At 54.5% G+C, this 26,606-nt stretch carries 23 protein-coding genes; 14 read left to right on the forward strand and 9 right to left on the reverse strand.

Annotation, left to right across the window (positions count from 1 at the left end):
• Nucleotides 1-4 precede the first annotated feature (4 nt).
• A complete protein-coding gene (locus TALK_RS17795) occupies nt 5-184 on the forward strand; it encodes a hypothetical protein (RefSeq protein ID WP_085620498.1) in 180 nt (59 codons plus the stop codon).
• Between the two features lie 195 nt (nt 185-379).
• On the opposite strand, the gene TALK_RS17800 is transcribed toward TALK_RS17795, so the two are convergent.
• A complete protein-coding gene (locus tag TALK_RS17800) occupies nt 380-1,648 on the reverse strand; it encodes a DUF3422 family protein (protein ID WP_085620499.1) in 1,269 nt (422 codons plus the stop codon).
• Between the two features lie 207 nt (nt 1,649-1,855).
• On the opposite strand from TALK_RS17800, the gene tldD reads away from it, so the two are divergent.
• From tldD to TALK_RS17855, 11 genes are all read left to right on the forward strand, one after another.
• Complete coding sequence (gene tldD / locus TALK_RS17805; RefSeq protein ID WP_085620500.1) at nt 1,856-3,289, forward strand: metalloprotease TldD; 1,434 nt, start codon at nt 1,856-1,858, stop codon at nt 3,287-3,289.
• Between the two features lie 248 nt (nt 3,290-3,537).
• A complete protein-coding gene (locus TALK_RS17810; protein WP_245830024.1) occupies nt 3,538-5,007 on the forward strand; it encodes a tetratricopeptide repeat protein in 1,470 nt (489 codons plus the stop codon).
• A 2-nt stretch (nt 5,008-5,009) separates the two neighbouring features.
• Nucleotides 5,010-6,437 (forward strand): FecR family protein, encoded by a 1,428-nt coding sequence (locus TALK_RS17815; RefSeq protein ID WP_085620502.1) that lies wholly within the window; start codon nt 5,010-5,012, stop codon nt 6,435-6,437.
• Entirely contained in the window at nt 6,418-8,766 is a 2,349-nt protein-coding gene (locus TALK_RS17820) for a CHASE2 domain-containing protein (RefSeq protein ID WP_245830025.1), read from the forward strand. The genes TALK_RS17815 and TALK_RS17820 overlap by 20 nt, the downstream gene beginning before the upstream one ends.
• 91 nt (nt 8,767-8,857) lie before the next feature.
• Nucleotides 8,858-9,871 (forward strand): threonine aldolase family protein, encoded by a 1,014-nt coding sequence (locus TALK_RS17825; RefSeq protein WP_085620503.1) that lies wholly within the window; start codon nt 8,858-8,860, stop codon nt 9,869-9,871.
• Nucleotides 9,872-9,984: 113 nt separating this feature from the next.
• Entirely contained in the window at nt 9,985-11,010 is a 1,026-nt protein-coding gene (locus TALK_RS17830; protein ID WP_085620504.1) for a threonine aldolase family protein, read from the forward strand.
• A gap of 397 nt (nt 11,011-11,407) precedes the next feature.
• Nucleotides 11,408-13,015 (forward strand): ABC transporter substrate-binding protein, encoded by a 1,608-nt coding sequence (locus tag TALK_RS17835; RefSeq protein WP_085620505.1) that lies wholly within the window; start codon nt 11,408-11,410, stop codon nt 13,013-13,015.
• Nucleotides 13,016-13,132: 117 nt separating this feature from the next.
• Nucleotides 13,133-14,143 carry an ABC transporter permease subunit gene (locus TALK_RS17840; RefSeq protein ID WP_085620535.1) on the forward strand — a complete coding sequence of 337 codons (1,011 nt, stop codon included), beginning with the start codon at nt 13,133-13,135 and terminating at the stop codon, nt 14,141-14,143.
• 13 nt (nt 14,144-14,156) lie between these two features.
• Complete coding sequence (locus TALK_RS17845) at nt 14,157-15,086, forward strand: ABC transporter permease subunit (RefSeq protein WP_085620506.1); 930 nt, start codon at nt 14,157-14,159, stop codon at nt 15,084-15,086.
• Between the two features lie 3 nt (nt 15,087-15,089).
• Nucleotides 15,090-16,103, forward strand: coding sequence for a dipeptide ABC transporter ATP-binding protein (dppD, locus tag TALK_RS17850; RefSeq protein ID WP_085620507.1), 1,014 nt, complete (start codon nt 15,090-15,092; stop codon nt 16,101-16,103).
• Entirely contained in the window at nt 16,103-17,098 is a 996-nt protein-coding gene (locus tag TALK_RS17855; protein WP_085620508.1) for a peptide ABC transporter ATP-binding protein, read from the forward strand. The genes dppD and TALK_RS17855 overlap by 1 nt, the downstream gene beginning before the upstream one ends.
• Before the next feature lie 103 nt (nt 17,099-17,201).
• On the opposite strand, the gene TALK_RS17860 is transcribed toward TALK_RS17855, so the two are convergent.
• The gene (locus TALK_RS17860) at nt 17,202-17,852 is read right to left on the reverse strand and encodes a LysE family translocator (RefSeq protein WP_085620509.1); all 651 of its coding nucleotides are present in this window, start codon (nt 17,850-17,852) and stop codon (nt 17,202-17,204) included.
• A 250-nt stretch (nt 17,853-18,102) separates the two neighbouring features.
• Between TALK_RS17860 and TALK_RS17865 the strand changes: the two genes are divergently transcribed.
• Complete coding sequence (locus tag TALK_RS17865; RefSeq protein WP_085620510.1) at nt 18,103-20,016, forward strand: flavin monoamine oxidase family protein; 1,914 nt, start codon at nt 18,103-18,105, stop codon at nt 20,014-20,016.
• Nucleotides 20,017-20,090: 74 nt separating this feature from the next.
• On the opposite strand, the gene TALK_RS17870 is transcribed toward TALK_RS17865, so the two are convergent.
• The 3 genes from TALK_RS17870 to TALK_RS17880 all read right to left on the reverse strand — a co-directional run bounded on the left by TALK_RS17870 (nt 20,091) and on the right by TALK_RS17880 (nt 21,821).
• Complete coding sequence (locus TALK_RS17870) at nt 20,091-20,594, reverse strand: cupin domain-containing protein (protein ID WP_085620511.1); 504 nt, start codon at nt 20,592-20,594, stop codon at nt 20,091-20,093.
• A 122-nt stretch (nt 20,595-20,716) separates the two neighbouring features.
• Nucleotides 20,717-21,223: a copper chaperone PCu(A)C gene (locus TALK_RS17875; RefSeq protein ID WP_245830026.1), complete on the reverse strand. Its 507-nt coding sequence runs from the start codon at nt 21,221-21,223 to the stop codon at nt 20,717-20,719.
• A 76-nt stretch (nt 21,224-21,299) separates the two neighbouring features.
• Nucleotides 21,300-21,821, reverse strand: a complete 522-nt coding sequence (locus TALK_RS17880) for a DUF2946 family protein (RefSeq protein WP_139833875.1) — start codon at nt 21,819-21,821, stop codon at nt 21,300-21,302.
• 63 nt (nt 21,822-21,884) lie between these two features.
• Here TALK_RS17880 and TALK_RS17885 point away from each other — a divergent pair, with 63 nt between their 5' ends.
• Nucleotides 21,885-22,406 carry a DUF2867 domain-containing protein gene (locus tag TALK_RS17885; protein ID WP_169715071.1) on the forward strand — a complete coding sequence of 174 codons (522 nt, stop codon included), beginning with the start codon at nt 21,885-21,887 and terminating at the stop codon, nt 22,404-22,406.
• 49 nt (nt 22,407-22,455) lie between these two features.
• Here the strand turns inward: TALK_RS17885 and fumC are convergent, their stop codons facing one another.
• The 4 genes from fumC to TALK_RS17905 all read right to left on the reverse strand — a co-directional run bounded on the left by fumC (nt 22,456) and on the right by TALK_RS17905 (nt 26,605).
• On the reverse strand, nt 22,456-23,847 hold the full coding sequence (gene fumC, locus TALK_RS17890; protein ID WP_085620515.1) for a class II fumarate hydratase: 1,392 nt from the start codon (nt 23,845-23,847) through the stop codon (nt 22,456-22,458).
• Nucleotides 23,848-24,045: 198 nt separating this feature from the next.
• Nucleotides 24,046-24,348, reverse strand: a complete 303-nt coding sequence (locus TALK_RS17895) for a chorismate mutase (protein ID WP_085620516.1) — start codon at nt 24,346-24,348, stop codon at nt 24,046-24,048.
• 74 nt (nt 24,349-24,422) lie between these two features.
• A complete protein-coding gene (locus tag TALK_RS17900) occupies nt 24,423-25,793 on the reverse strand; it encodes a glutamate--cysteine ligase (protein ID WP_085620517.1) in 1,371 nt (456 codons plus the stop codon).
• The gene (locus TALK_RS17905; RefSeq protein WP_085620518.1) at nt 25,790-26,605 is read right to left on the reverse strand and encodes a 16S rRNA (uracil(1498)-N(3))-methyltransferase; all 816 of its coding nucleotides are present in this window, start codon (nt 26,603-26,605) and stop codon (nt 25,790-25,792) included. The genes TALK_RS17900 and TALK_RS17905 overlap by 4 nt, the downstream gene beginning before the upstream one ends.
• Between the last annotated feature and the right edge of the window lies 1 nt (nt 26,606).

The following is a 26,606-nucleotide window of genomic DNA, read 5'->3' on the forward strand; positions in this document are numbered from 1 at the left end:
TAACATGAGCTCAGATAATTCGGATAAAATTGATAGTACGGTTACTGGCTCTATTAAAACAGCAAATGGCGCGGTTAATATGTTTGGAGCTATCCAGGACATATTGGACGAGATTTCAAAAACGGGGACAGATTTAGATTTCAAAAACGGGGACACAAAAACGGGGACAGATTTAATTAATTAGCATTCAGCTTATGCTTGCCGCACGGGGGCATCTGAGAACGGAGATTGTGGAGTTTGCGGTCCGATGCAGTCTGCGCGCGGCTTTGCCGTGCTCGACCTTCGAGCTAAAATGTGCCACTGGCACATTTTCTTAACGCTCTCAGCCTTCAAGTTATGAGCCTGACGGACATCAAGAAAAAGAGTTCTCCAAACACCCTTACCCCTCGTCGCGATGCAGCGCATTTTTGATGCGGCGCATGGAAAGCCAGATGGCAGCAAGGACGACCGGCACGGCGATGCCGGTGGCGAGGCGGTCGTTGATGGGAACCCCGGCGTCTTTGATTGCCTTGAACAGATATCCCAGAAGCCCGACGGCGTAATAGGTGATGGCGGCAACCGACAGGCCTTCGACGGTTTGTTGCAGACGGAGTTGCAATTTGACGCGGCGGTCCATGCTGGCGAGCAGGTCGCGGTTTTGGGCTTCGAGCAGGATATCGACCCTTGTGCGCAGCAGGTTATTGGCGCGTGCCACCCGTTTTGACAGGACTTCGAGGCGGTCGCCGATGTTTTGGCAGGTGCGCATGGCCGGGGCCAAACGGCGCTCCATGAATTCGGTGATGGTTTGCAGGCCTTCGATGCGGTCTTCGCGCAGTTCGACCAAACGGGCCTGCACGATGCGGTAATAGGCGCGGGCGGCACTGAACCGGTAATTCAGCGAGGCGGCCATTTCTTCGGTCTGGGCGGCAAGGTCGGTCAGTTTTTGCAGGGCGCCTTCGTCGTCGGTGTGGGATTTGCTGGCCATTTCGGCGGTAATCACCGACAGGCGGGTATCGATTTCCGAGACCTTGGGCGTCGCGCAATGGGCCAGCGGAAAGGCGAGCAACGCCATCATGCGATAGACTTCGATTTCCTTGAGGCGCTGGATCAACCGCCCGGCCTGCAGGGTTTCAAGGCCCTGATCGCGGATCAATATCCGCCCGAAGCCATCGCCATGCAGGCGAAAATCGGTCCAGACCATGGCCGTGCCGCCCATCACCCGCCCCCCGGTCAGGCCATTATGATCAAACAGGCGCGAAATTTCATCCGGGCTGCGGTCTTCGCGGTCCATGGCAATATGCAGGCCGACCAAAAGTTGGCCCGGTGTGGTTGCCAGCCAATCTTCGGGGATCAGGTTTAAAACCGGATCATCAAAGGGATGGTCAAATTCGGCCTGGCGTTTAAAGACATAGACGGTGAATTCAGCATGACGTTCCCAAATCACGGCAAAGCCATCGCATTGGCCTTCGTAATATTTCTGATCCGGGGCCGGGGGCGTTAAACTGTAACGCTGGCAAAAGCCCTTGAAATGATCGCGGACATCGGCGTCAAGCTCTTCGCCAGCCTGAAAGGCAATGCAGCTGCATCGGGCCGGGCTTTGCACCCCGCCAAACGGCCGGGCATGGATTTCGTTATGCAGGGCGACGCGCTGGGGGTGTTCAACAAACATTGCCTCGGGCTTTCATAATTGGCCATTGCGGTCTATATAAAGCGTGTCGGGGCGTGCCCCGGCTGTACTCTTTATATAGACGAAAGTGAAAGCTGGCAGATAGCCCTGAAACCATAAGGGAAAATACTGTCACAATTGCTTCTATCTTTGAGGGTATGTCCCCGTATGGCCACGATCCGGCCGCTATCACGCCCGCAAGGAGGTTCCATGACCGATCTGAGCAAAACCGACAGCCTGTTTTTCGCCAAGGGCGACCTTGATCGCGAGCGGCTTGAAAATCAGGTCAATGATGCGCTTAGCACCGCAGAAGACGGGGAACTTTTCCTTGAATACCGCCAGTCGGAAAGCCTGACATGGGATGACGGACGGCTGCGCAGTGCCAATTTTGATACCGCACAGGGTTTTGGCCTGCGCGCGGTTGCCGATGAAGCCACCGCGTTTTCCCATTCCAACGAGCTTTCCAATGACGCGGTTGGCCGGGCGGCCGAGACCGTCAAGGCGGTTGGGCAAGGTCGGTCGGGCAAGGTTGATCTGGGATCAATTGGCACCAATGTGTCGCTTTATTCCGACATCAATCCGCTGGGCGAAGCATCGTTTGAGGCCAAAGTTGATTTGCTGGGCAAGGTTGATGCCTATGCCCGGTCCAAAGACCCGCGTGTTGCACAGGTTTCGGCATCGATTTCGGGCAATTGGCAGGCGGTGCAAATCTGGCGCAGTGGCGGCCAGCGGATTGGCGATATTCGCCCGCTGGTGCGGTTTAATGTTTCCGTCGTCGTCAAACAGGGCGACCGCATGGAAAGTGGATCACATGGTCAGGGCGGGCGCATTGGCTATGACGGGTTCTTTGATGAAAAAACCTGGAAATCGGCTGTTGATGAAGCATTGCGTCAGGCAACGCTGAACCTTGACTCGGTTGCCACCCCGGCGGGCGAGATGACCGTTGTGCTTGGCCCGGGCTGGCCCGGGATTTTGTTGCATGAAGCCATCGGCCATGGGCTTGAGGGTGATTTCAATCGCAAGGGCACATCGGCCTTTGCCGGGCTTTTGGGCCAGCGGATTGCATCGCCCGGCGTCACGGTTGTGGATGATGGCACGATCCATGATCGGCGCGGGTCGCTTTCGATCGATGATGAAGGCACACCGACCCAAAGAACGGTTCTGATCGAGGATGGCATCCTGAAAGGCTTCATGCAGGATCGGTTGAATGCGCGCCTTACCGGGGTTAAATCCACCGGCAATGGACGACGTCAATCCTATGCCCATGCGCCGATGCCACGCATGACCAATACCTATATGCTGGGCGGGGATAAAGACCCGGGCGAAATTCTGGCATCGGTCAAAAAGGGCATCTATGCGGTTAATTTCGCGGGTGGTCAGGTCGATATCACATCGGGCAAATTCGTGTTTTCGGCCTCGGAAGCCTATCTGATTGAAAACGGCAAACTGGGTGCCCCGGTCAAGGGCGCGACCCTGATCGGCAATGGCCCCGACAGCCTGACCAAGGTTTCCATGATCGGCAACGATATGGAACTTGATGAAGGTATCGGGACGTGTGGCAAGGATGGCCAGGGTGTGCCGGTGGGTGTTGGTCAACCAACACTTCGGATTGATGGCCTGACGGTTGGCGGCACCGCCGTCTAACCCAAAAGTTTAACTGATTTTTGCAAGATAACCCCGGGATTTTCCCGGGGTTATCTACTTTAGGATAGGTACAATCAACAATACCCCCCCTCATTCACGTCCAATAGAATGACTTTCCTCTTGACCAGATAGCCCATAATCTGTCGGCCACGAAATGAAACACGATTGCGTTCCGGTAACGTCGAAATATACGACGCTCAGGTGGGGCCTGCGGGAAAAGCAATCCGATATGTGGCTTGGGGGAATTCTTGAATTGTTTTAACTGGCGGTATGGCACGGCCTGTTGTGCGGTACTTGGTATGTTGATTGCGGGACTGCAATCGGCGAATGCCCAACAAGGTGCGGATGTCCGAACGGACGAAGCCCGGAATTTTATTGATGATTTTGGACAAATCGTCGATGCGGCGGAACGGTCACGCCTGTTGCTTCAGACCGATGATGGCCGCGAAATCAGCTTTGCGGATGTTTTGACCAATCCCGATGATGTTGTTTTGAATTTCCGCTGGGCCAAGGCGCAAATTGCCCGTGGTGATGTGCGCGGGGCATCGGCCACACTGGAACGCGTTCTTGTTCTTGATCCCGATCTGGCGGTGGTGCGGCTTTATTACGCGATTGTGCTATATCGTCTTGATAGCCTTGACGAAGCCCGCGCCCAGTTCGAACGCCTGCGCAGCATGCCGGTATCGCCCGAGGTTGCCGCCGATATTGACCGTTACCTTGATGCCATTGAACGCAGGCGTGCGCGCCTGCATCAATATCTGACCCTGTCACTGGGCAGTCAGATCGACAGCAACCGCAATGCCGCCGCATCCGACAAGCAGCAACTTGTGACCGGCACGCTGAGCAATATCACCGCAAGTCAAGACAAGCCAAAGAACGACATCGCCTATATCGGGGCGCTGCGCTACGATATCAGTTACGATCTGGGCTATCAGGAAGGTCACGAAGTTTTTGCCGCCGTTACCGGATATGGCAGCGATCAGGTTCAGCTTGACGCGCTTGATCTTGGGTCGCTTTCGGTTGATCTTGGCGCGCGGATCAGGGGCGGATATTTCAGCCTGACACCAAGCCTTAATCACACGACACAATCGCTTTCGCGCGAAAAGTACCTGACATCGCGCGGCGGCCGTTTGCGCGCAGATTGGAACATTCGGCCCGATACCAATCTGTTTGCCGAGGTCAGCTATGCCGATGAACGTTATCAGAACACATCTGAATCAAGCGCGCTTCGCCTGCATTCCGGCCAGCGATACGGGGCGCGGACCGGCGCAAATTATGCCTGGAGCCCGTCAAACCGCACCACGCTTAATCTGAATGGTGGTAAAAAAGAAGCGGCTCGTAATTATTACAGTTACGATAGCTTGAGTACCGAGCTGATCCATGCTTATCTATTTGGCGGGGGAAGCTACATTAGCGGAAGTGTTCGCTATGGCCTTGATCAATATAGGGATCCTGACTCTTTGGTGACCGGCAGTTCGCCGCAACACCGAATGGATCGCAGTACAAGATTACGGCTGACCTATGGCGCGCCACTTTCACAATTGATGCCAGATGACGGGTTTGGGGATAGCAACACAGCAGGTCAGATATATGCCTTTCTGGCACCGATAAACTGGTCGGTCACGGGGGAATATCTTGATACAAAATCAAACATTCCCAACTACGAATATCATAACGCGCGTGCGCAGATTTTCCTGACACGCCGGTGGGAGTTCTAGGGATGTCGGTATTTGCAATTTTCGCCCCCCGTTGCGTAAAATGGACGCAACACTTCCGGATTGCGGTGGTTTCGGGTTTTGTATTTCTGACCAGCGCCACAATGGCACAGGCCGAACGCAGCGGTGAAATGGCCGGCGTTTCGGCTGCGGTTAAAGGTGAAGTGCTTCTGGCACAATCGGTTGGCGAGGTTGGCATTCTGGTCGAAAGCGGCATGCCGGTTTACCTTGGCGATCGCATTACGACCTCGGCCAATTCGGGCATGCAGATCCTTCTGATGGATGAAACGGTATTTACCATCGGCCCGAACAGCGCCCTTGCCATTGATGAATTCGTTTATGACCCGATCACCGGGGATGGCAAGATCGTTGCCAATATGGCGCGCGGTATTGTGCGCTTTGTCACCGGAAAAATTCCGCTTAAGAACCCGTCGAGCATGGATATCAACCTTCCGGTCGGATCAATTGGCATTCGCGGCACCATTGGTTTGATCCGATCCGTCTCGGCCGAGGAAGCCAACCAGATTGCGCCCGGCAGTTTTAAGACCGCCGCGACCAGCGATGATGGCAATGGCGCATCGCCGTTGATTTTCATGGCGGTCAATCAGGGACCGGGCCTATCGCGCAATGACACAACATCGCGCCCCGGTGCCTTTGCCGTCTTTGATCAGAACGGCAACAGCCAGAATGTCACCGGCGAGAATTTCGGTGTCTTTGTTGGCAGCAATACCGTCAGCGACCCGGTTCGGTTCCCGGTAAGTCTGGCGACCTTTGATTTTTCCAGTGCCTTGGTTCGCACGGCATCGAATACGCAAATTGACGGACCAAGCAGCACGGCAGGCACCACTCAACCGGCCCGCAAAACCCCGATCAGCCGCCAACAGACACGTCAGGCCACAACCCAAACCGGGTCAGCCATGGCATCGACGCTTGACGTCGCCATGGCACAGGTTTCAAACACCCATGCTGGCAGCAGTCAGCAGGAAACGGCATCGATACTGAACAATGTCGAAGAAAGCGCCAGTTCGAGCGGCGGCGGTAGTAGCAGCAGCCCGTTTACTTTTGACGGAATGCGGCAAGTCAGTCTAGGATCGGCAAGCACCGGCGATATAAGTGTCGATAATGGAAACATCGCATATACATTCAGAACTGATATAGATTATGCAAATCACACTATTGATATCAGTTTTTCCAATATTAATGATCATTCAGAAGCATACACAGGGAATGCATATTTTCAATCGCCATTTAACTATGAAATAGCATCCGGAACCGCCTCATTTACTGGATCAGCATTCAAAACAGATCCAAATTGCACCGCATTAGGTTGCAATGCAACTGCAACATTCACTGATGCCTACAACGTCGATTTCAATGTAAAGACCACTGCTGAACCTGCCGGAGCTTCGGGCAGTGAAACTTTGTCGCCTTAACAAAAGCACTGACGTGACCGACCAACCAAACACATCCAGGCGCCTATCACGCACGCGCATCCTGTTATGGCTGCATTATCTGGTGCCGCTGGCGGTTCTTTTGGCATGTGTGGTTCTGCGCTGGCAGGACGTGCCGCTGGTCGGGCAATTGCGGATGTCGGTGTTTGATACCTATCAAAGGATTGCCCCGCGTGACTTTGAAGATGTCGGTGTCAGGATCATCGATATTGATGAGCCAAGCCTTGAAAAAATGGGTCAGTGGCCTTGGCCGCGCACAAGACTGGCGGAACTGGTTTACCGGTTGCGGTTGGCCGGGGCGCAGGTGGTTGGTTTTGATATGGTGTTTGCCGAACCTGATCGGACATCACCGGCGCGGGTTGTTCATGACTGGCCCAAAACCGATAACACCAAAGAACTTGAAAAACTTGCCGAAACCCTGCCCGATCATGATCTGTTGTTTGCCGAGTTTATCAATGGTGTCGGGCAGATCGTTACCGCCGTTCAACTGACCACCCAGCCATTTGAAACGCTGCCACGCCAGGTTGGCAATTTCAGTGTCAGTGGCGAAACCGGTCGGCAGCTTGCCGATTTTATTCCAGTCTTGCCCGGTGCGACCACCAACCTTGCCGCAATTGAAGACGCCGCCGCAGGCAATGCGCTGATCAATGTATCGCCGGAACAGGATGGGGTGGTGCGCCGCGTGCCCTTGATGCTGGCCCTTGATCATGACGAACCTTTAATCGGCAAACCGGTCTATCCGACCCTGTCGATGGAAGTTTTCCGTGTCCTTCAGAATGCGCCGCGCACCATGAATGTACGGTTATCCGGGGCAAGTGGCACAACCCGCTGGACCACATCCGAAGGTGTCAGCGCCATCCGCGTTGGGGCAGCCACCATTCCGACCGATCAATCAGGCCAGATGTGGGTTCATTTTACCGGACATCGGCCAGATCGTTATATATCGGCGGCTGACGTGTTAGATGGCAGCCTGCCGGTGGGGGCACTGGAAAACACGGTTGTTCTGGTGGGCACCAGTGCGGCGGGGTTGCTTGATTTGCGCTCATCCCCCCTTGATCCGGTTCTGCCCGGTGTGGAAGTTCATGCTGAAATGCTTGAACAGATGTTGCTGGGGCAATTCCTGACCCGGCCCTATTGGATTGCCGAGATTGAAACACTTGTCCTGTTGCTGGTCGGGATGTTCTTTGTGCTGGCGATCCCGCGGCTTGGCGCGGTTTGGCCGGCCCTGATTGGCGGCAGCATGACCATTGCCGCCATTGGTTTTTCCTGGTGGGCCTATATCAGCCATCAGATTCTGATTGATCCGGTCTATGCTGCTATATCGCTGATCGCGGTCTATCTGATTGCCAGTTCCATCGGCTTTATGCGCACCGAAGGCGAACGCAATCAGGTGCGTGCGGCCTTTGGCAACTATTTATCCCCGGCACTGGTCGAACAACTTGCCCGCCATCCCGAACGGTTGAGACTGGGCGGGGAAACCCGCAACATGACATTGCTGTTTTGCGATGTGCGGGGATTTACCGCGATCTCCGAGGGGTTCAAATCCAACCCGCAAGGATTAACCCGGCTGATCAACCGGTTACTGACCCCGCTTAGCAAGGCGATCCTGGATCATGAAGGCACCATCGATAAATATATGGGTGATTGCATCATGGCGTTCTGGAATGCGCCGCTTGATGTGCCCGACCATGCCGGTCATGCGTGCCAGAGTGCGCTGGCGATGTTTGATGCGCTTGGGCACCTTAATGCGCGCCGGGCCGAGGAAGCCGCCGAGGACGGCATTGATTACCTGCCACTGAATGTCGGCATCGGGATCAATAGCGGTGATTGCCTTGTCGGCAACATGGGATCGGATCAACGGTTTGATTATTCGGTCCTCGGCGATGCGGTCAATCTGGCAGCGCGGCTTGAAAGCCAATCCAAGAATTACGGGGTTGGCATTGTTATCGGGGCGGAAACCGCCCGCGAGGTCGGGGATCGATTTGCCGTGCTTGAACTGGACCTGATTACCGTGAAGGGCAAAACCGAAGCGGTGCGTATTTTCACCCTGCTGGGTGATGATGTTTTGGCCCATGAGGATGGGTTCGGGGTTTTGCGCCAGAAACATGGCGATATGATCGCCCGGTATCGCGATCAGGATTGGGACGGTGCCGAAACTTTGACCCATGAATGCCGATTGATCGCCTCGGACTTGATGGATCAGGTTGATCTGACCACGTTTTATAATATGTATCGCGACCGCATTGCGGCATTTCGCAATACCCCACCGCCCGAAGATTGGGATGGCGTTTTCATCGCCACAAGCAAGTAACCACCCCCTTGATTTTATGATGTGATCGCAGGAAGCTCTTCCAAGCCACGGCTCACGGCTCACAGCCCAGTTCCCCATTCACGAGGCCCCGATGAATTTTTCGTCTGATAATGTGTCACCGATTTGCCCGGAAATCCTTGCCGCAATTGGTGCAGCCAGCGAGGCGGCCCTGCCCTATGGGGCCGATGATGCCAGCAGGCAACTTGACGCGGCGTTTTCCGATCTGTTCGGGACCACGGTTGCGGTGGTGCCGGTGGCGACGGGAACAGCGGCCAATCTGGTCGGGTTATCGGCACTGGTATCGCCATTTGGCGGGGTGGCGTGCCATGAGGCCGCACATATCAACCGCACGGAATCGACCGGGGTGGCGTTTTATGGCAATGGGGCAAAGCTGATGACCATGGATGGCCCATCGGGCAAGCTGGAACCCGCGACATTGGATGCGTTTCTGGCTCGCGAAAATACCCATGGCATGCATTCGGTCGATCCGGAATGTGTTGCCATCACACAGGCGACCGAATTTGGTACGATCTATGACGTGGACGAAGTGCAGGCGATTGGCAAAACAACCCGCGATCACGGCATGAAATTCTTTATGGACGGGGCGCGGTTTGCCAATGCGGTGGCGGCCCTTGAGTGCCATCCCGCCGATATCACGTGGAAGGCCGGGTTGGATGTTTTAAGTTTTGGCGCAACCAAAAATGGCGCAATGGCGGTGGATGCGATCATCCTGTTTGATCCGTCCCTGCGTGGTCGGGTTGAAAAAGCCCGCAAGCGCGGCGGGCATCTGTTTTCCAAGCATCGTTACCTCGCAGTCCAGCTTTTGGCCTATGTGAAAGACGACCTTTGGCTGCGCAATGCCAGCCATGCCAATATAGCCGCACAGGCACTTTGCCGCGCCCTTGAAACACTTGGCGCGCGGGCGGCCTTTACCCCGCAGGGTAATGAGCTTTTTATGCATATGACGGATGAGCTGGCCGAGCATTTGCGCAAGGCCGGTCTGGTGTTTCGCCCCTGGCCATCAATTGGCCCGGATGCCTGGCGCTTTGTCGCGTCATGGAACAGCCCGATCGAGGCAATCCGTGCTTTGCCACAAACGATATAGGCATCATTGCCATTCGAACCCATCGCATTTAGGGTCAGGACCAAATAAGTGAGAGGCGGGCTTTAATCCTTGGCGCCCGCATCCACGCCACCAGATAATAGCGGAACCGTTCGATGAATTTTGCCTCTGACAATGTATCGCCCCAATGCCCCGAAATCCTTGATGCCTTAAATGCCGAGGCCAGTGGCAATGCCCCGGCCTATGGCAGTGACGCGACAAGTGCGCAGCTTGACACTGCTTTTTCCAAGCTGTTTGACACCGATGTTGCCGTGGTGCCGGTTGCCACCGGGACGGCGGCAAATTGCATCAGCCTGTCGGCGCTGGTGTCCCCGTTTGGCGGGATCGTTTGCCACCCCGAAGCCCATATCAACGAAGATGAAAGCACGGGCGTTGCGTTCTTTACCGGCGGGGCAAAATTGATGCCGCTTGACGGTCCGGCGGCGAAACTTGAAGCCAAAAGCCTTGATGCGTTTCTGGCCAGCCGGGTGGATCGCGGTGTGCATTCAGTTGCCCCGGAATGTGTGGCGATTACGCAGGCGACCGAACTGGGCACGGTTTATACCGCGCGCGAGGTTCAGACGATTGGCGAGATTTGCAAAAAACGCGATTTGCGCCTGTTTATGGATGGCGCACGATTTGCCAATGCGCTCGCCCATCTTGGTTGCCATCCGGGCGATATCACCTGGAAGGCCGGGGTTGATGCAATCAGTTTTGGGGCGACCAAAAACGGCGCGATGGCGGTGGATGCGATTGTCCTGTTTGACACGTCATTGCGCAGCAAGGTCGAACAGGCGCGCAAACGCAGCGGCCATCTTTATTCCAAGCATCGCTATCTGGCGTCCCAACTTCTGGCCTATATCCGCGGCGATGTCTGGCTTAACAATGCCCGCCATGCCAATGGCGCGGCGAAAACCCTTTGCGATATGCTTGTGTCACATGGTGCGACGCTGGCACATAATGCCGATGCCAACGAGTTATTCGTAAAGCTTGCCCCGGAACTGGCGCAACAATTACGCGATGCGGGGGCGCTGTTTTATCCTTGGCCGTCCCTGGGTGAGGATATTTATCGTTTTGTTACGGCGTGGAACACGGAAATCGCGCAAATTGGTTTATTGAATGATCGCATTGCACACAAATAATCATTCTAAGCTGTTCTGCGACCAAACGAATCTTGGGATTTCAACAAGATAGAATAGATGGAAAAACACGTTCAAATTATGTGTTTTTCCATCTTTACGGCCCAAGCCCCGAAAAAAATGCACGGCTCCCATACGCAATTGTGGGGGTCAATTTCATAAAAATAACAAACACTTGACATAAATTCATCATTCCGCACCTCAAGTCATCCTACGTAAAACCCCGCAGGAAGCGTTGACGATACGCAGAAACCCTGATTATTTTCCCTCGTCGATTGCCAACATAACTGTTGGATCGGGTAAACCCCGCCCGACCCTTTGCGCCAATGCATCGCATGAGCCGTTAAGGCCAGCAAACACCAGCGCAATTGTTCGGGCCAGCCTTGAGGGAGGCATCTTAATGAAAGCGAATTTCGTCAAAGCAGCACTTGGTGCAGGTCTGCTTGCAGCCACCGCACTTGCTGCGCCGACTGCCGCTTCGGCAAAAACTCTGGTTTATTGCTCGGAAGGAAGCCCGGAAGGCTTCAACCCGTCGCTTTACACTTCAGGGACCACCTTTGACGCGTCCTCGCGTCAGGTCTTCAACCGTCTGGTACAGTTCAAACGCGGCACGACCACCATCGTTCCGGGTCTGGCCACCAGCTGGGATGTTTCGGCCGATGGTACGGAATATACCTTTAACCTCCGCAAGGGCGTTAAATTCCAAACCACCGATGCCTTCACCCCGACCCGTGATTTTGATGCAGATGACGTTGTCTTTACCTTCATGCGCCAGTGGGACAAGAACCACCCGTATCATGCGGTTTCCGGTGGCTCTTACGAATACTTCAACGCAATGTCGATGCCTGATCTGGTCAAGGACATCGTCAAGGTTGACGATTACACTGTCAAATTCGTTCTGAACCGTCCGGAAGCACCGTTCATTGCCAATATGGCAATGGATTTCGCATCCATCCTTTCGGGTGAATATGCCGACAAGATGATGGAAGCCGGTACGCCGGAAGATGTTGACCTGAACCCGGTCGGTACCGGTCCGTTCCAGTTGGTTCAGTACCAAAAAGACGCCGTCATTCGTTACAAAGCATTCCCGGAATACTGGGAAGGCAAAGCGGCAATCGACAACCTGATCTTTGCCATCACCCCAGACAGCACGGTGCGTTACCAGAAGCTGAAAGCCGGTGAATGCCATGTCATGCCATATCCAAACCCGGCTGATCTGCCCGCAATGGAAGCCGATAAAGACGTCAACCTGATGAGCCAGGAAGGTCTGAACGTCGGTTATCTGGGTTACAACACCCAGAAAGAGCCGTTCACCAACCCGAAGGTTCGTAAAGCACTGAACATGGCGATCAACAAGGCCGCCATCATCGAAGGTGTTTATCAAGGTGCCGGTTCGGCTGCGAAAAATCCGATCCCGCCGACCATCTGGTCTTATAACAACGATACCGTTGATGATCCCTATGATCCGAAAGCGGCCAAAGCCATGCTGGCCGAAGCAGGTTTCCCGGAAGGCTTCACCACCGATATCTGGGCAATGCCGGTACAGCGTCCATATAACCCGAACGCACGCCGCATGGCAGAGCTGATCCAGGCTGACTGGGCTGCAATCGGTGTAAAAGCCGAAATCGTTTCCTACGAGTGGGGCGAATACCTTGAGCGCACCAAAAAAGGTGAACAGGGTACCTTCATGCTTGGTTGGACCGGTGATAATGGCGACCCCGACAACTTCCTGGCTGTTCTGCTTGGCTGTGATGCCGTTGGCGGTTCCAACCGTGCACAATGGTGCAACGAGGAATTCGACAACCTGATCCAGCAGGCAAAAACCACAGCTGACGTTCTTGAACGTACCCGTCTGTACGAAGAAGCCCAGCTTGTCTTCAAACGTGAAGCACCTTGGGCCACCATCGCGCATTCGATCGTTTTCGAACCGATCCGCAATGAAGTCGTCGATTACAAGATTGATCCGTTTGGCGGTCACATCTTCTATGGCGTCGACATCAAAGAATAAGTCGAACCACCACATTGCCGAAGAGGCCCGGTTTTATCCGGGCCTCTTCGCAATTTTGCAAAAAAGAGAGAGACATCCATCCGCCCGCGCGCATGGATGCAAAAAAGGCCCGATGGCATGCTAGGATTCCTGTTACGCCGTTTGGGGGACATCATCCCGACCTTCTTTGGTGTCACCATTCTGGTATTCTTCCTGATACGCCTTATTCCCGGCGACCCCATCCTGATGATGGCGGGGGAGCGTGGCGTTGATGCTGTACGCTATGCCGAGCTCAAGGCGCAATATGGTTTCGATCAACCGATCATTGTCCAGTATTTCAATTATCTGCTGGGTGTATTTCAGGGCGATCTTGGGAAATCCTTCGTAACCAAGCGACCCGTTTTTGATGAATTCATGACTTTGTTCCCGGCAACGGTCGAGCTTAGTCTGATGGGCATCCTGTTTGCCGTTTGTATCGGCCTGCCGCTTGGCGTGATTGCCGCGATCAAGCGCGGCACCATCATTGACCACCTGACCATGAGCATCTCGTTGACCGGCTATTCGATGCCGATCTTCTGGTGGGCGCTTTTGCTGATCATGTTCTTTTCGACGACACTGGGCTGGACACCGGTTTCCGGGCGATTGTCGGTATTTTATTATATCGAACCGACCACCGGTTTCATGTTGATCGACACATTGCTGAGTGGTGAAAAAGGCGCGTTCACCAGCGCGCTGAGCCATCTGGTCTTGCCAACCATTGCCTTGGGAACGATCCCGATGGCGGTGATTGCCCGCATGACACGATCATCGATGCTTGAAGTTCTGGGCGAGGAATATATCCGTGTCGCGCGCGCCAAAGGTCTGGCACCGATCCGGGTTGTGATGGTCCATGCGCTGCGTAATGCATTGATCCCGGTGATTACCGTAATCGGCCTTCAGGTCGGCGTTCTGTTGGCTGGTGCCATCCTGACCGAGACGATTTTTTCATGGCCCGGCATTGGCAAATGGATCGTCGAGGCCCTGAACCGTCGCGATTATCCAACCATTCAGGGCGGTATTTTGATGATTGCCTTCCTTGTGATGAGCGTGAACCTGATCGTCGACCTGCTGTATGGGGTAATCAATCCCCGTATCCGGCACAAACGTTAAGGAGGGCCGCGATATGAGCGATAATATTACCCCATCCGCAGCCTCCGAAGGGGCATTGCAAGCCATTGAACCAATGGCAGCACCGCCCAGCCCGATGCGCGAAACCTGGAACTATTTCAAAACCAACCGGGGCGCACTGGCCGGATTGATCGTGATTGTGATCATTTTGTTTTTGGCGGCAACCGCCCAATGGGTTGCGCCCTATGATCCCATCGCGCAGGACCGCACCGCATTTCTGAAACCGCCGATCTGGATGGAAGGTGCTGATCCGCGCTATTTCCTTGGCACCGACGCGGTTGGCCGTGACATTTTGTCGCGTCTGATCCACGGCGCCCAGCTTTCGGTATCGATTGGCGTATTTGTCGTCATCCTGTCGATGATTTCGGGCATCGTGCTTGGCATGGTTGCCGGTTATTTCCGGGGCTGGGTCGAAGTCGCCATCATGCGCCTGATTGATATCATGCTGGCCCTGCCCAGTCTGATCCTGGCACTTGGCATTGTCGCCATCCTCGGCCCGGGTCTGAAAAACGCCATGCTGGCGATTGCGATTGTCCAGCTTCCCCATTATGTGCGCCTGGCGCGCGCATCGGTGGTTGGCGAATTGAACAAGGAATATGTCATCGCATCGCAAATTGCCGGTGCCGGTCACATGCGCCAGATGTTCATCAACATTTTGCCGAACTGTATGGCGCCGCTGATTGTTCAGGGGACGCTGGGTGTTTCCAGTGCCATTCTTGATGCAGCCGCCCTTGGTTTCCTTGGCCTTGGCGCACAGCCGCCCTTGCCGGAATGGGGAACCATGCTGGCCGAAGCCCGCGAATTTGTCGGCTCGGCCTGGTGGGTGATTACCTTCCCCGGCCTTTGCATCCTCGTCACCGTGTTGGCCTTTAACCTGATGGGTGATGGTCTGCGCGATGCCCTTGATCCCAAGATGAAGCGGTAAGTCATGGCTCTTCTCGAAGTTAAAAATCTAACCGTCGAGTTCGGCTCTGAAGACAAGCCGTTCCGTGCTGTTGATAACGTCAGTTATTCCGTCGATCGCGGCGAAGTTCTTGGCATCGTTGGTGAGTCGGGATCGGGTAAATCCGTATCCTCGCTTGCTGTTATGGGATTGATCGATTTTCCCGGTCGTGTCACCGCCGACAGCCTGACCTTTGACGGTCAGGATTTGTTGACGATGTCGCCGCGCAAGCGCCGGGCGATTACGGGTAAAGAGATCGGCATGATCTTTCAGGATCCGATGTCCGCCCTTAACCCGTGCTTTACCGTCGAAGCCCAAATCATGGAGGCCCTTAAGGTCCATGAGGGTGGGTCGAAAAAGGAACGTCGCGAACGCACGCTTGATCTTTTGAATCAGGTTGGCATTCCAGATGCCAAATCGCGCATGACCGCCTATCCGCATCAATTATCAGGCGGCATGAGCCAGCGTATCGTGATTGCGATGGCGATTGCGTGCAATCCGCGCCTGTTGATTGCCGATGAGCCGACCACCGCCCTTGATGTGACCATTCAGGCCCAGATCATCGACCTGTTGCTTAAACTCCAAGACGACAGTGACATGGGCCTGATCCTGATTACCCATGATCTGGCACTGGTGTCCGAGGCAGCAGACCGCATTCAGGTGATGTATGCCGGCCAATTGTTTGAAAGTGGCCCGGCCGACAGCATTTTTGCCGCCCCGCGCCATCCCTATACCCAGGCATTGCTTGAAGCCTTGCCCGAACGGTCCGCAGGCCATGATCGCCTGCGCACCATTCCCGGTGTGGTTCCGGGCCAACATGACCGTCCGGTGGGCTGTTTGCTGGCACCGCGGTGTCGTTATGCCAATGATCATTGCATCAAAGCCCGCCCCGATGTCAGCGACTATAAGGGCCGTGATGTTCGGTGTTTCTATCCGCTTGATGACCACGGTATTCCAACCGGCCAGCCAGCCGACCAAACAACCGGGGGGATGGCATAATGAGCTTCCTTGAGACCAAACCCGGTGTTCCGTTACTGGAATCCGATGATCTTGTCCGTCACTATGAAGTCAGCCGTGGCCTTGGCAAACCCAGTGCGATGGTCAAGGCGCTTGATGGTGTTTCCTTCTCGCTTGAAGCCAAGAAAACACTGGCGGTTGTCGGCGAGTCCGGTTGTGGCAAATCAACCCTTGCCCGTCAGTTGACCCTGATTGAAAAGCCAAGTTCGGGCGCGCTTAAAATCAACGGCGAACCGGTGGGCAATCTTGGCGACAAAGATGCCAAAATGTTTCGCCGCACGGTTCAGATGATCTTTCAGAACCCGTATGGGTCGCTGAACCCGCGTAAAAAGGTTGGTCAGATCCTTGGCGAACCGGTGTTGCTGAACATGGATCATCTGGGTCGCAAGGCGCGCGAAGAACGGGTGCGCGAAATCATGGCCAAGGTTGGCCTGCGTCCGGAATTTTACAACCGCTATCCGCATATGTTTTCCGGTGGCCAGCGCCAGCGTATTTCGATTGCCCGGGCATTGATCCTTGAACCGAAAGTCATCGTTGCCGATGAACCGGTTTCGGCCCTTGACGTGTCGGTCCAGGCTCAGGTTTTGAACCTGATGATGGACCTTCAGGAAGAGATGAATGTCGCCTATGTCTTCATCTCGCACGATCTTTCTGTCGTTCGTCATATTGCCGATGACGTCATGGTGATGTATCTGGGGCGCGTTGCGGAAAAGGGACCAACCGAACAAATCTTTGCCAAACCGTTGCATCCCTATACAAGGGCGCTTCTGGCATCGGCACCAAAGATCGATCCGGCACATCGCGTCAAGGCAGAGCCGCTGAGCGGCGAGCTGCCTTCACCGATCAATCCGCCATCGGGCTGTGCGTTTCATAAACGCTGTCCGTTCGCCAACGAACATTGCGCACAGGTCCGCCCGGAACTGCGTAATTTCGAAGGCCGCGAGGTGGCGTGCCATCGGGTCGAAGAAATCGCCTGAGAACAGGCGATCGCCCGGATATCCGGGTAGACAAGGGAGCAAGGGGGCGCGCTTTAACAAGCTGCGCCCCTGCGCATTTCAAGGTATTGGCACCTGACCCTAATCAAGTCGTGCTGCGCGACCGATCCGTCAGCGCCAGCATCACACCGGCCGCCATCAGCAACGCCCCGCTGATCCGGTTAAGCCAGCGCATATGACCGGCCGATCGAATAAGCCCCTTTACCTGCCCGCCAATCAGGCCATAGGCCAGCAATACAGTCCCTTCCAACGCGATAAATGTAATCCCCATGACGAGGAACTGTTCGCCATAGGCCATATTGGGGGCCAGAAACTGTGGAAACAGGGCGGTGAAAAACAGGATCGCCTTGGGATTGCCAATCGCCGTCAGGAATTCGGCCCGAACAAGCCCCGCAGCACCGGGATATGCCATGAAAATACCGGTTTCATCTGTGGCGCGGTCATCACTGTGCACTTTTGCAAACCAGCTTTTCAGACCAAGATAGATCAGGTAAGCCGCCCCGCCCCATTTGATGATCGAAAATGCAATCTCGCTTGCCGCAAGGATGACACCAAGCCCCATGGCGGTAATGGTAATCATCAGGGTAAAGGCAACCAATCGCCCGATCCCGCCAATTGCAGACGCCCGCATGCCATAACGCGCCCCGTTAAACATCGCCAACATGTTGTTCGGGCCGGGCGCAATCGACACGAAAAATGTCGTGACGATGAAAAACAACCATGCATCAAGCGGCATTTCAGGAAATCCTATTGCAAAATTGATGATAATTGATTGCGCCCGAAATTCATTCACACGTCAAGAAACCGTTGTGCTTTCCGACTGAACCGGGCCGGATTTTCAAGTGTTCTGGACACCCTTCGAAAACAATCCAGAGTTAATAAACAATTTTACTATACAACCATATAAACAACCACCCTTAGTGGTAAGTATCAATAGATACCTTTTTGGGTTGAAATGATCTGGCATTGGAAAAGGGAAAAAAGCAATGTCGGGATCAAAACATACATTTTCACGCCGAGCAATTTTACGGGGCATGACGGCTTTGGCCGGTGCCTATGCGGCGCCATCCTTATTAACCGGTTTTCGCGCGGCACAGGCTGCCTATCAAACAACAATGCCGGACTTGCCGCCAGAGTTTGGTAAAGGAAGGTCTGTTGCGATCATTGGCGCGGGGGTTGCGGGGCTGACCGCGGCCTACAAGCTTGCCAATGCCGGGTTTAGCGTTGCAATATTTGAAGCTGACAGCCGATACGGCGGCAGAAGCCTGACGGCACGCCCGTCAAACCCGCAATACAAAGAATGGTGGTTTGACGCCTATCAGGATACCAGCCTGTTTCCGGCGATGTATGCCGACAGCTATCACGAACGCCCGGAAAGCCCGGCACCGGAACTTCAAACCTGTACATTCATGGACGATAAATGGAAGAAGGCCGGTTATCAGGGGGATCCGGTCGAATTATTCCTTAATGCAGGGCCCGGTCGAATTCCATCCAACCATGTCAATCTGATTGCCCTGTGTCAGGAAATCGGGGTCGATCTGGAAACCTATATTTTCCAGTCGATGTCCAACCTGATGCAAAGCCCGACTTACGATAACGGTCACCCCGTTTCGATGGGACAGGTCACATACAATCTTTACGGCGAAATGGCCGAAATGATGTATGCGACCATTCAGGAAGGCTGCATGTTGCAGGGACGGACGCTTTCCAAAGAGGAGAAGAAGCAGCTTGAAAACCTGTATCTGCTGTTTGGCGATCTTGGTAAAAACGGTCGCTTTGACGGGACACCACGCGGTGGTTTCGAAGACGTGCCGGGGGGCTGGCGTGATGGGGGCAAATTACGCCCGCAAGTAAGCCTGAATGACATCCTGAATTCGCAATTCATCGGAGATTCGACTGCCAATCCTGAACTGTCACCGGGATCGTTCCTGTTTAACGGGTTCAATATCGACTGGCAGCCGACCCTGATGCAGCCGATTGGCGGAATGGATCGAATTTGGCAGCAGCTTTTACTGCAAAAAATTCCATCCGGTGCCATTGATAAACGCATCCACGGTGACCGTAAAAATGCCGGAGCGGACCCACGGGTTGGCGATCTTGTATCATTAAGCACGGCGGCCGAGAGAATCCGCGTCCAGGACAATGGCGTCGGGGTTACATATGTGAAATATAACTCAGACGGAAAGCCTTTGAAACAAGGCGGCAGCCATTTTGACTTCTGCATCTCGTCGATGGCACCATCTTTGTTAAAAGATGTGCTGGATTATCCGATGGCCCCCAAAGCGTTCATACAAGGGCTTGAAGCATTTTCGATTACCGGCGAATGGGGGAGCGACGATCCAACGCCGAACCTTTGGACCCCTGCGATCAAGGTCGGCTGGCAAGGTATGGAACGTTTCTGGGAAACCGAAGACGAAATTTACGGCGGCATTTCCTGGACCACCGATGATATCGGGCAAATCTGGTACCCATCCGAAGATTTCACCGCCCATACCGGCATTCTGACCGGGGCGTATAACCGGGGTACCAAAGCCGCCGAATATGCCCAACAGACCAATTCGCAACGGCTTGAAGCCGCTCGCAAGGGCTTGGCGCTATTGCATCCGGGCAATGCCGATAAGGTCGATCACGGCATGTCGATTGCCTGGCAGTATATGCCCCATCAGGTCGGCGGTTGGGCATCCGATACAGCAACGGAAACCCCATCGGTTTACGAACAGATCACAACCTTTGCCAAGGACAGCCGGTTCTATTGCGCCGGGGACACCTGGAGCTACCTTCCCGGTTGGCAGGAAGGATCGGTTGCATCGGCATATTGCGCGATCAATGCCATCGCACATGTGATTGACCCGACCAATTACGCCTTTGCGGCCAGTGCCTGCTTTGCCGGAAGCAAATAGGCGCGCCGGTTGATACGGGGGCTGCCTTTATTTAATGCAGCCCCTGATTTTTTCAAATCAGACCAACACAACGATCAATCACGCGTCAGAGCGGCAATCATATCGCGGGCGCCGGGCCATTTGGCGATCAGACCGGCACGCTTGCCCATTGAAAAATCGGCAAAATCAAATCCCGGTGCGACGGTACAACCGAGCAAAGCAAATGTGCCGCCCGGTTTCAGGCGCGCACCCTGCCAGACATTTTTGGGCACAATCATTTGCGGTTTTTGCCCGGCCAAAAGATCCTTGCCGATTTCGACCCGTCGATGATTGCCATCGTCAAATAATTGCAACTGTTCGACCGGATCACCAAGATAATGGTGGAAAATCTCGTCACTGGTCAGGATATGCATTCCTGAAAACGTATCGGGCGTTAGCAAGTAATAAATCGCCGTGCCGGTTGACCGCGCACCAAGATACCGATGCCCCGGATTACAGGTTTCGCCTGCGCGAAATGTTTCGGCGTAATAACCGCCTTCGGGATGAGGTTGCAGGCCGAGTTTTTCGATCAATTGATCAATGGTGATATCGCCGGACATGATGGCATTTCCCTGCCGCACTTGGTTATCGGGAGTTATCAGTGATGGCCATCATGACGAAAAAAGGGGGATGGCGCAAACCATCCCCCTGCATTTTATGATGCCTTTTGGAACCGGTCGGATCAGTGACCTTTATGTTCCGGGTCATCCATTTTCATATTGCCGTGGTCCATGCCAGCGTCGCCATGCGGGCCTTTGGACATCGTACCCATGACATCGACGGTCACCGGGACATTACCGGCCTTTTCAAAGGTCAGGACGACATTGATTTTTTCGCCTTCGACCAATGGTTTGTGCAAGCCAATCAGCATGACGTGGTAGCTTCCGGGTTTGAACATCAGATCGCCATGCATCGGCACTTCGACCCCGCCTTGGACTTCGCGCATCTTCATGACGTTGTTTTCCATGAGATGCGTGTGCAATTCGGTCTTATCCGCCAGATCGGAGGTCACGCCGATCACGCGATCCGCCATGCCGTGGTTTTCAATGGTAAAGAACGCCGCCCCGTTGGGCACCTTGCCCAGTGATGCCTTGGCCCAGGCATCCTTGACTTCGATATCGGCCGCAAAGGCCTGTGTGGCAGCAAACAAACCGGCAAGGGCCGCGATAACAGCAAACAGTTTTTTCATGATCGTCGTTTCCATCTGGAACCGGCATGGGATGATTGCGCCATACCGGTAATTTTATTTCGGGTTTATCGGGAAATCAGATGGAAACCGGTGGTGCCCGTGAATGGCGGGTGCGCGCCCGGGTCATGCGCGTGGCAATCAGGCGCGCCTGTGCATATTCCGCGTCCTGAACAACCGAAACCGGCACGCCAAGCGGTGCGATGAAACTTGCCACCGCCCCGTGATGGGATGCACATAGCGAACAAAACCCATGCCCGGTTGAATGACCTTGCGACGGTGAAGAAGAAGGTAACGGCGAACCATCACCAGTTGCCACCGCACGAATGCCGTCGCCAGTACAGATCAGGATCACATCGCCGCCCGGTGTGGCAAGGGCACCCGAAATCGCGGTTAGTTGCCCGTTACCCTGTCCGCCGAGCAAGGCGGTGATGAAACCCGATTGGGTCACCCCGGCCATCAACATGACGAACGCAAGAAACCAGACGCGCAGGATATAACCAGCGGTCCGGGTCGAAATGCGAAACGGCATTGGGCGAACATCTGACGACATGATTGTGGTATGCCCGAAATCAACCGGCGCGACAATGACATAAATCATTGTCGTTTGGGGCTATTCAGGGCAACATCCCCGGCGTCGAACAGGCTGATCAAGGATACCCACGTGCCATATGCAACTGCCACCCCGGTATCCCTGCCCCATGCATCACTTCCCGATGCCGACTGGGCAGACAGTTTCGCGATTACCACATCCGATCCCGGCATTAGCCCCGAAAACGCCGCCCGAAACATCATCCTGTCCCAACCGGGCTGGATCGCCCCGTTGATGCAGCTTCGTAATATTGTCGTGCGGCCGTTTGGCTTAAAACCCGGCGTTAATGAGAACGGGCATGAGGCAGACAAAGCGGGTGCAGGTGCGAATGACAATTCCCGCACGGACCAAATCGGAATTTTCCCGGTGATCACACGCGCCGATACATCAATCACACTGGGCATGAATGACCGGCATCTTGATTTCCGGCTGGTGGTTGAAATCGAACAATTTGCCGGTGATCAGACGGTGATCCGTGCGATCACCCTGATCAAGCGCCATAACCTTTTGGGGCGGGCGTATCTGGGAACGATCATGCCATTTCATCGGGCAATCGTCCCGGCCATGCTGAACGCGGCATATGCCTGTCCATAACGGTTGATGGCCGGGACGGTTCGATCCCCCAAAATCAGATCATCAAAGATCAGATCATATCGCGCGCACGGACCAATTCATCAAACTTTGCCCCGTCCAGGAAGCCAAGCGCGATGGTCGCTTCTTTCAGGCTACTGCGGTCTTTATGGGCCTTTTTGGCAACGGCGGCGGCATTGTCATAGCCAATATGCGGCGCCAAGGCGGTGACCAGCATCAGGCTTTGATCAACATAATGGTCAATCCGTTCCTGATCGGCTTCAAGCCCGGCAATGCAATTATCGGCAAAACTGACCGAAGCATCGGCAATCAGACGGATCGATTGCAACAGGTTGTAAATGATCACCGGCTTGAACACGTTCAAATCCAGATGACCGTTTGATCCGCCAACCGTCACCGCAACGTGATTGCCGATCACCTGGGCGCAGACCATGGTCAATGCCTCGGCCTGGGTCGGATTAACCTTGCCCGGCATGATCGATGATCCCGGTTCATTGGCCGGTAAAACCAATTCGCCCAAACCGCACCGCGGCCCTGACCCCAGCAAACGAATATCATTGCCGATCTTCATTAGCGAGACCGCCAATACATTCATGACGCCCGACATCTCAACACAGGCATCATGGGCGGCCAGGGCTTCGAATTTATTGGCCGCCGTTTCAAACTTCAGGCCCGTCAAATCGGAAACCTGTTTGGCAAATTCGACGTCAAACCCCTTGGGTGCGTTTAACCCGGTGCCAAGCGCCGTGCCGCCCTGTGCGAGTTTGCGCAGACGGACCAAGGCATCGTCAATACGATCAAGGCCAAGGGCAATTTGCGCGGCATAGCCGGAAAATTCCTGCCCCAATGTCAGGGGTACGGCATCCTGCATATGGGTGCGGCCGATTTTAACAATATCGGCAAATGCTTCGACCTTGGCATCAAGGGCGCTTCGCAGATGGGCAAGGGCCGGTTTCAGCTTTTCCTCGATCTCGACCACGGCGGCGATATGCATGGCGGCGGGGAAACTGTCATTTGACGATTGCCCACGATTGACATGATCATTAGGATGGACGGGATCACGCATGCCCATCGGTTTGCCAAGCATTTCACAGGCCCGATTTGCGATGACCTCGTTGGCATTCATGTTGGTCTGCGTCCCGCTTCCGGTTTGCCAGACGACAAGCGGGAAATGATCCAGCAATTTGCCATCGGCGACTTCACGCGCTGCGGCCTCGATCACCTTGGCAAGGTCGGCGTCAAGATTGCCAAGGGCGGCATTGGCGCGTGCGGCCGCCAGTTTTTGCACGCCAAAAGCCCGGATCAGGGCATCGGGCATGCGTTCGCCACCAATGCGGAAATTTTGTGTAGATCGCTGGGTCTGCGCCCCCCAATACCGATCCGCAGGCACATCAATGCTGCCCATGGTGTCCTGTTCGGTACGGGTTGTTGCAAGATTGGTCACGATAGAAATCCTCCGTGTCAGAAAACATACTGACCGGGGCGGGAACCCGGCTGGCAATTACCTTTTGCCGTTCCCGAATATGGGCGCAAATTGTCGTTCGCGCAAAGCCACAGTCTTGAAAAAATGCGGTTTTACCGCGATACGCGAAATGCCATTAGTCCAATGTTCTGTTCTGACAAGGGACAGGGTGGGATTAGCCTATTTACGCAAATCATCGTATTTGACGAATTCGTGGGCGATGAAATCTTCCATCATCGCCCGCCACATCCGATCTGCCATATCCGGATCAAAGCCATCAAGGGCGCATTGAGCGCGGACCTTGGTGATCACGTCTTCGATGCGGTCTTCGTCGCGCACCGCATCGCGGGTTGGTTTGATGCGGGCGGCCTGTTCGATATAGTTCAACCGTTCGGCCATCAATGCGACCAGAAGCCGATCAACCCGATCCACATTCGCCCGAACATCCGACATGGTTTCGCAAGGGTTGGCTTTGGTCGTCATAACAGCAGAACTTCCTTTATCAGCAGGATCTTAAGAAAAAAGGCGGTGAGATTTTCACCGCCTTTGATATCGCCCTAATAGGCATATTCCTTAAACAGAGGATCGACTGATCCGTTCCATTCGGTTTCGTATTTATCGAGGAATTCCTCGGCAAGCGTCCGGCCACTTTCGGCAACGTCTTCGAGGCCATCAAGGAAATGGCTTTCATCATCGCCATAGGCATCCATGCGCCCGCGGGCCTTAAGCCCCTGTTTGGAAACAGCCAGAACGTCCTTGGCCAAATCTTGAACCGTGCCGTTTTTGAATTTGGTCGCAAGGGCCGTTTGCGGCACATCATTGCGCAGAGCTTCGCGTTCCGCCGGGGAAAGGTCGCTGACCAAATCCCAGGCCGCATCCAATGCCGCGCCATCATAAAGCAGACCAACCCAAAACGCCGGAAGCGCACAGATGCGTTTCCACGGGCCGCCATCTGCACCACGCATTTCAAGGAATGTCTTAAGGCGCACTTCGGGGAAGGCCGTCGTCATGTGATCGGCCCAATCGTTCATCGTCGGGCGTTCGCCGGGCAGAACGTCAAGCTTGCCCGCCATGAAATCACGGAACGATTTGCCCGCCGCATTGATGTATTTGCCATCGCGATAGACAAAATACATCGGCACATCAAGCATGTAATCGACATAGCGTTCAAAGCCGAAACCGTCTTCAAACACAAACGGCAACATGCCACAGCGATCCGGATCGGTATCAGTCCAAACGTGGGATCGCGCCGACAGATAGCCGCTGGGTTTGCCATCAACAAACGGGGACGCGGCAAACAGGGCGGTTGCAACCGGCTGCAAGGCCAGCGAGGTTCGGAATTTTTTGACCATATCGGCCTCGCTCTCGAAATCCAGGTTGACCTGAATGGTCGAGGTGCGCAGCATCATATCAAGGCCAAGGCTGCCGACCTTTGGCATATAGTCACGCATGATCGCGTAACGCCCCTTGGGCATCCAGGGGATATCTTCGCGCGACCATTTCGGTTGATGGCCGACACCGAGCATATCGACATCAATATCGCCGCAAATTTCGCGGATTTCATGCAGATGCTGATGAACTTCGCTACAAGTCTGGTGGATATTTTTAAGCGGCGCACCGGACAATTCGATCTGTCCGCCCGGTTCAAGCGATACCGAACATTTGTCCTTGGTAAGCGCAATGATGTTGCCGTTTTCAATGATCGGTTCCCAATCAAAGCGTTCGACAAGTGCGGTTAGCAGGGTTTTGACCCCGGCCTTGCCCTCGTAAGGGATCGGGCGAAGGTCGTTACGGGTAAAAGCGAATTTTTCGTGTTCTGTGCCGATGGCCCAGTTTTTTTTCGGTTTACAGCCGGATTCAAACCATTCGACAAGTTGACGACGGCTTTCGATAATCGGGCTATCGCCGGTGGAGGCGCTGACAGTCATAAGGGCTTCCCCTGATCTCTCGTGACGGGCGTTTTTGACCAGTCGCCAAGACGATCCTGAAACACGGACAAAGCCGCAATTGCCGCCGTTTCAGCCCGCAGGATACGCGGACCAAGACTTACAGGCGTTGCAAAAGACTGTTTGCGGATGCGTTCAATTTCGTCGGCGCTAAAGCCGCCTTCGGGTCCAATCACGATTGCATGGTTAACAACATTGACGTTGTCGATAGCCGAGCCAGCACGCTTTGCCAATAGCTGACTTAGCACTTCACCAATTGGTGAGCCTGATCCGGTTTCATCACAGAACAATAAATGCCGGTTTTCCGGCCAGTCTGACAGCCAATCGAGCAATTTTACCGGCGGCGCAATTTCCGGCACGGTTAACCGTTCGCATTGCTCGGCGGCCTCGATCACCTGTGCGTGCAAGCGATCAAGGCGCACCTTGTCGGTAATGCCATGGGCGGTCACAATCGGTTGCAGGGTACCAACCCCCATTTCAACCGCCTTTTCGATCAGAAAATCCAGACGTTGTTTTTTGATCGGGGCAAAGGCAAGCATCGGCCCGCGTTCAACAATCTGATCGCGCAAAAGCCGGTCAACGGCCAGCGTGCCCTTCTTTTTACGAAGATGTGCAATGGTCGCCAGCCATTCGCCATCACGACCATTAAAAATCTTGATCGGCGTTCCGGGCTTGAGGCGCATCACATGTTCAAGGTAATGAGACTGTTCAGGCGCGAGTTCGATCTCGCATCCCGGCGTGATAGGATCGGAAACGAAAAGCCGTTGCCGGGCGCGGATGGCGTCGTCTGTCATA

The sequence above is a fragment of the Thalassospira alkalitolerans genome, assembly GCF_002115745.1.
GTDB lineage: Bacteria > Pseudomonadota > Alphaproteobacteria > Rhodospirillales > Thalassospiraceae > Thalassospira > Thalassospira alkalitolerans.

What these genes read in the sequence shown, in the direction of transcription:
- TALK_RS17835 (WP_085620505.1), top strand. Translation starts at nt 11,408, where the DNA reads ATGAAAGCGAATTTCGTCAAAGCAGCACTTGGTGCAGGTCTGCTTGCA.
- dppD (WP_085620507.1), top strand. Translation starts at nt 15,090, where the DNA reads ATGGCTCTTCTCGAAGTTAAAAATCTAACCGTCGAGTTCGGCTCTGAA.
- TALK_RS17870 (WP_085620511.1), bottom strand. Translation starts at nt 20,594, where the DNA reads ATGTCCGGCGATATCACCATTGATCAATTGATCGAAAAACTCGGCCTG.
- TALK_RS17880 (WP_139833875.1), bottom strand. Translation starts at nt 21,821, where the DNA reads ATGATTTATGTCATTGTCGCGCCGGTTGATTTCGGGCATACCACAATC.
- TALK_RS17900 (WP_085620517.1), bottom strand. Translation starts at nt 25,793, where the DNA reads ATGACTGTCAGCGCCTCCACCGGCGATAGCCCGATTATCGAAAGCCGT.
- TALK_RS17825 (WP_085620503.1), top strand. Translation starts at nt 8,858, where the DNA reads ATGAATTTTTCGTCTGATAATGTGTCACCGATTTGCCCGGAAATCCTT.
- TALK_RS17855 (WP_085620508.1), top strand. Translation starts at nt 16,103, where the DNA reads ATGAGCTTCCTTGAGACCAAACCCGGTGTTCCGTTACTGGAATCCGAT.
- TALK_RS17865 (WP_085620510.1), top strand. Translation starts at nt 18,103, where the DNA reads ATGTCGGGATCAAAACATACATTTTCACGCCGAGCAATTTTACGGGGC.
- TALK_RS17795 (WP_085620498.1), top strand. Translation starts at nt 5, where the DNA reads ATGAGCTCAGATAATTCGGATAAAATTGATAGTACGGTTACTGGCTCT.
- TALK_RS17800 (WP_085620499.1), bottom strand. Translation starts at nt 1,648, where the DNA reads ATGTTTGTTGAACACCCCCAGCGCGTCGCCCTGCATAACGAAATCCAT.
- TALK_RS17830 (WP_085620504.1), top strand. Translation starts at nt 9,985, where the DNA reads ATGAATTTTGCCTCTGACAATGTATCGCCCCAATGCCCCGAAATCCTT.
- TALK_RS17840 (WP_085620535.1), top strand. Translation starts at nt 13,133, where the DNA reads ATGCTAGGATTCCTGTTACGCCGTTTGGGGGACATCATCCCGACCTTC.
- TALK_RS17845 (WP_085620506.1), top strand. Translation starts at nt 14,157, where the DNA reads ATGAGCGATAATATTACCCCATCCGCAGCCTCCGAAGGGGCATTGCAA.
- TALK_RS17860 (WP_085620509.1), bottom strand. Translation starts at nt 17,852, where the DNA reads ATGCCGCTTGATGCATGGTTGTTTTTCATCGTCACGACATTTTTCGTG.
- tldD (WP_085620500.1), top strand. Translation starts at nt 1,856, where the DNA reads ATGACCGATCTGAGCAAAACCGACAGCCTGTTTTTCGCCAAGGGCGAC.
- TALK_RS17895 (WP_085620516.1), bottom strand. Translation starts at nt 24,348, where the DNA reads ATGACGACCAAAGCCAACCCTTGCGAAACCATGTCGGATGTTCGGGCG.
- TALK_RS17875 (WP_245830026.1), bottom strand. Translation starts at nt 21,223, where the DNA reads ATGAAAAAACTGTTTGCTGTTATCGCGGCCCTTGCCGGTTTGTTTGCT.
- TALK_RS17815 (WP_085620502.1), top strand. Translation starts at nt 5,010, where the DNA reads ATGTCGGTATTTGCAATTTTCGCCCCCCGTTGCGTAAAATGGACGCAA.
- TALK_RS17905 (WP_085620518.1), bottom strand. Translation starts at nt 26,605, where the DNA reads ATGACAGACGACGCCATCCGCGCCCGGCAACGGCTTTTCGTTTCCGAT.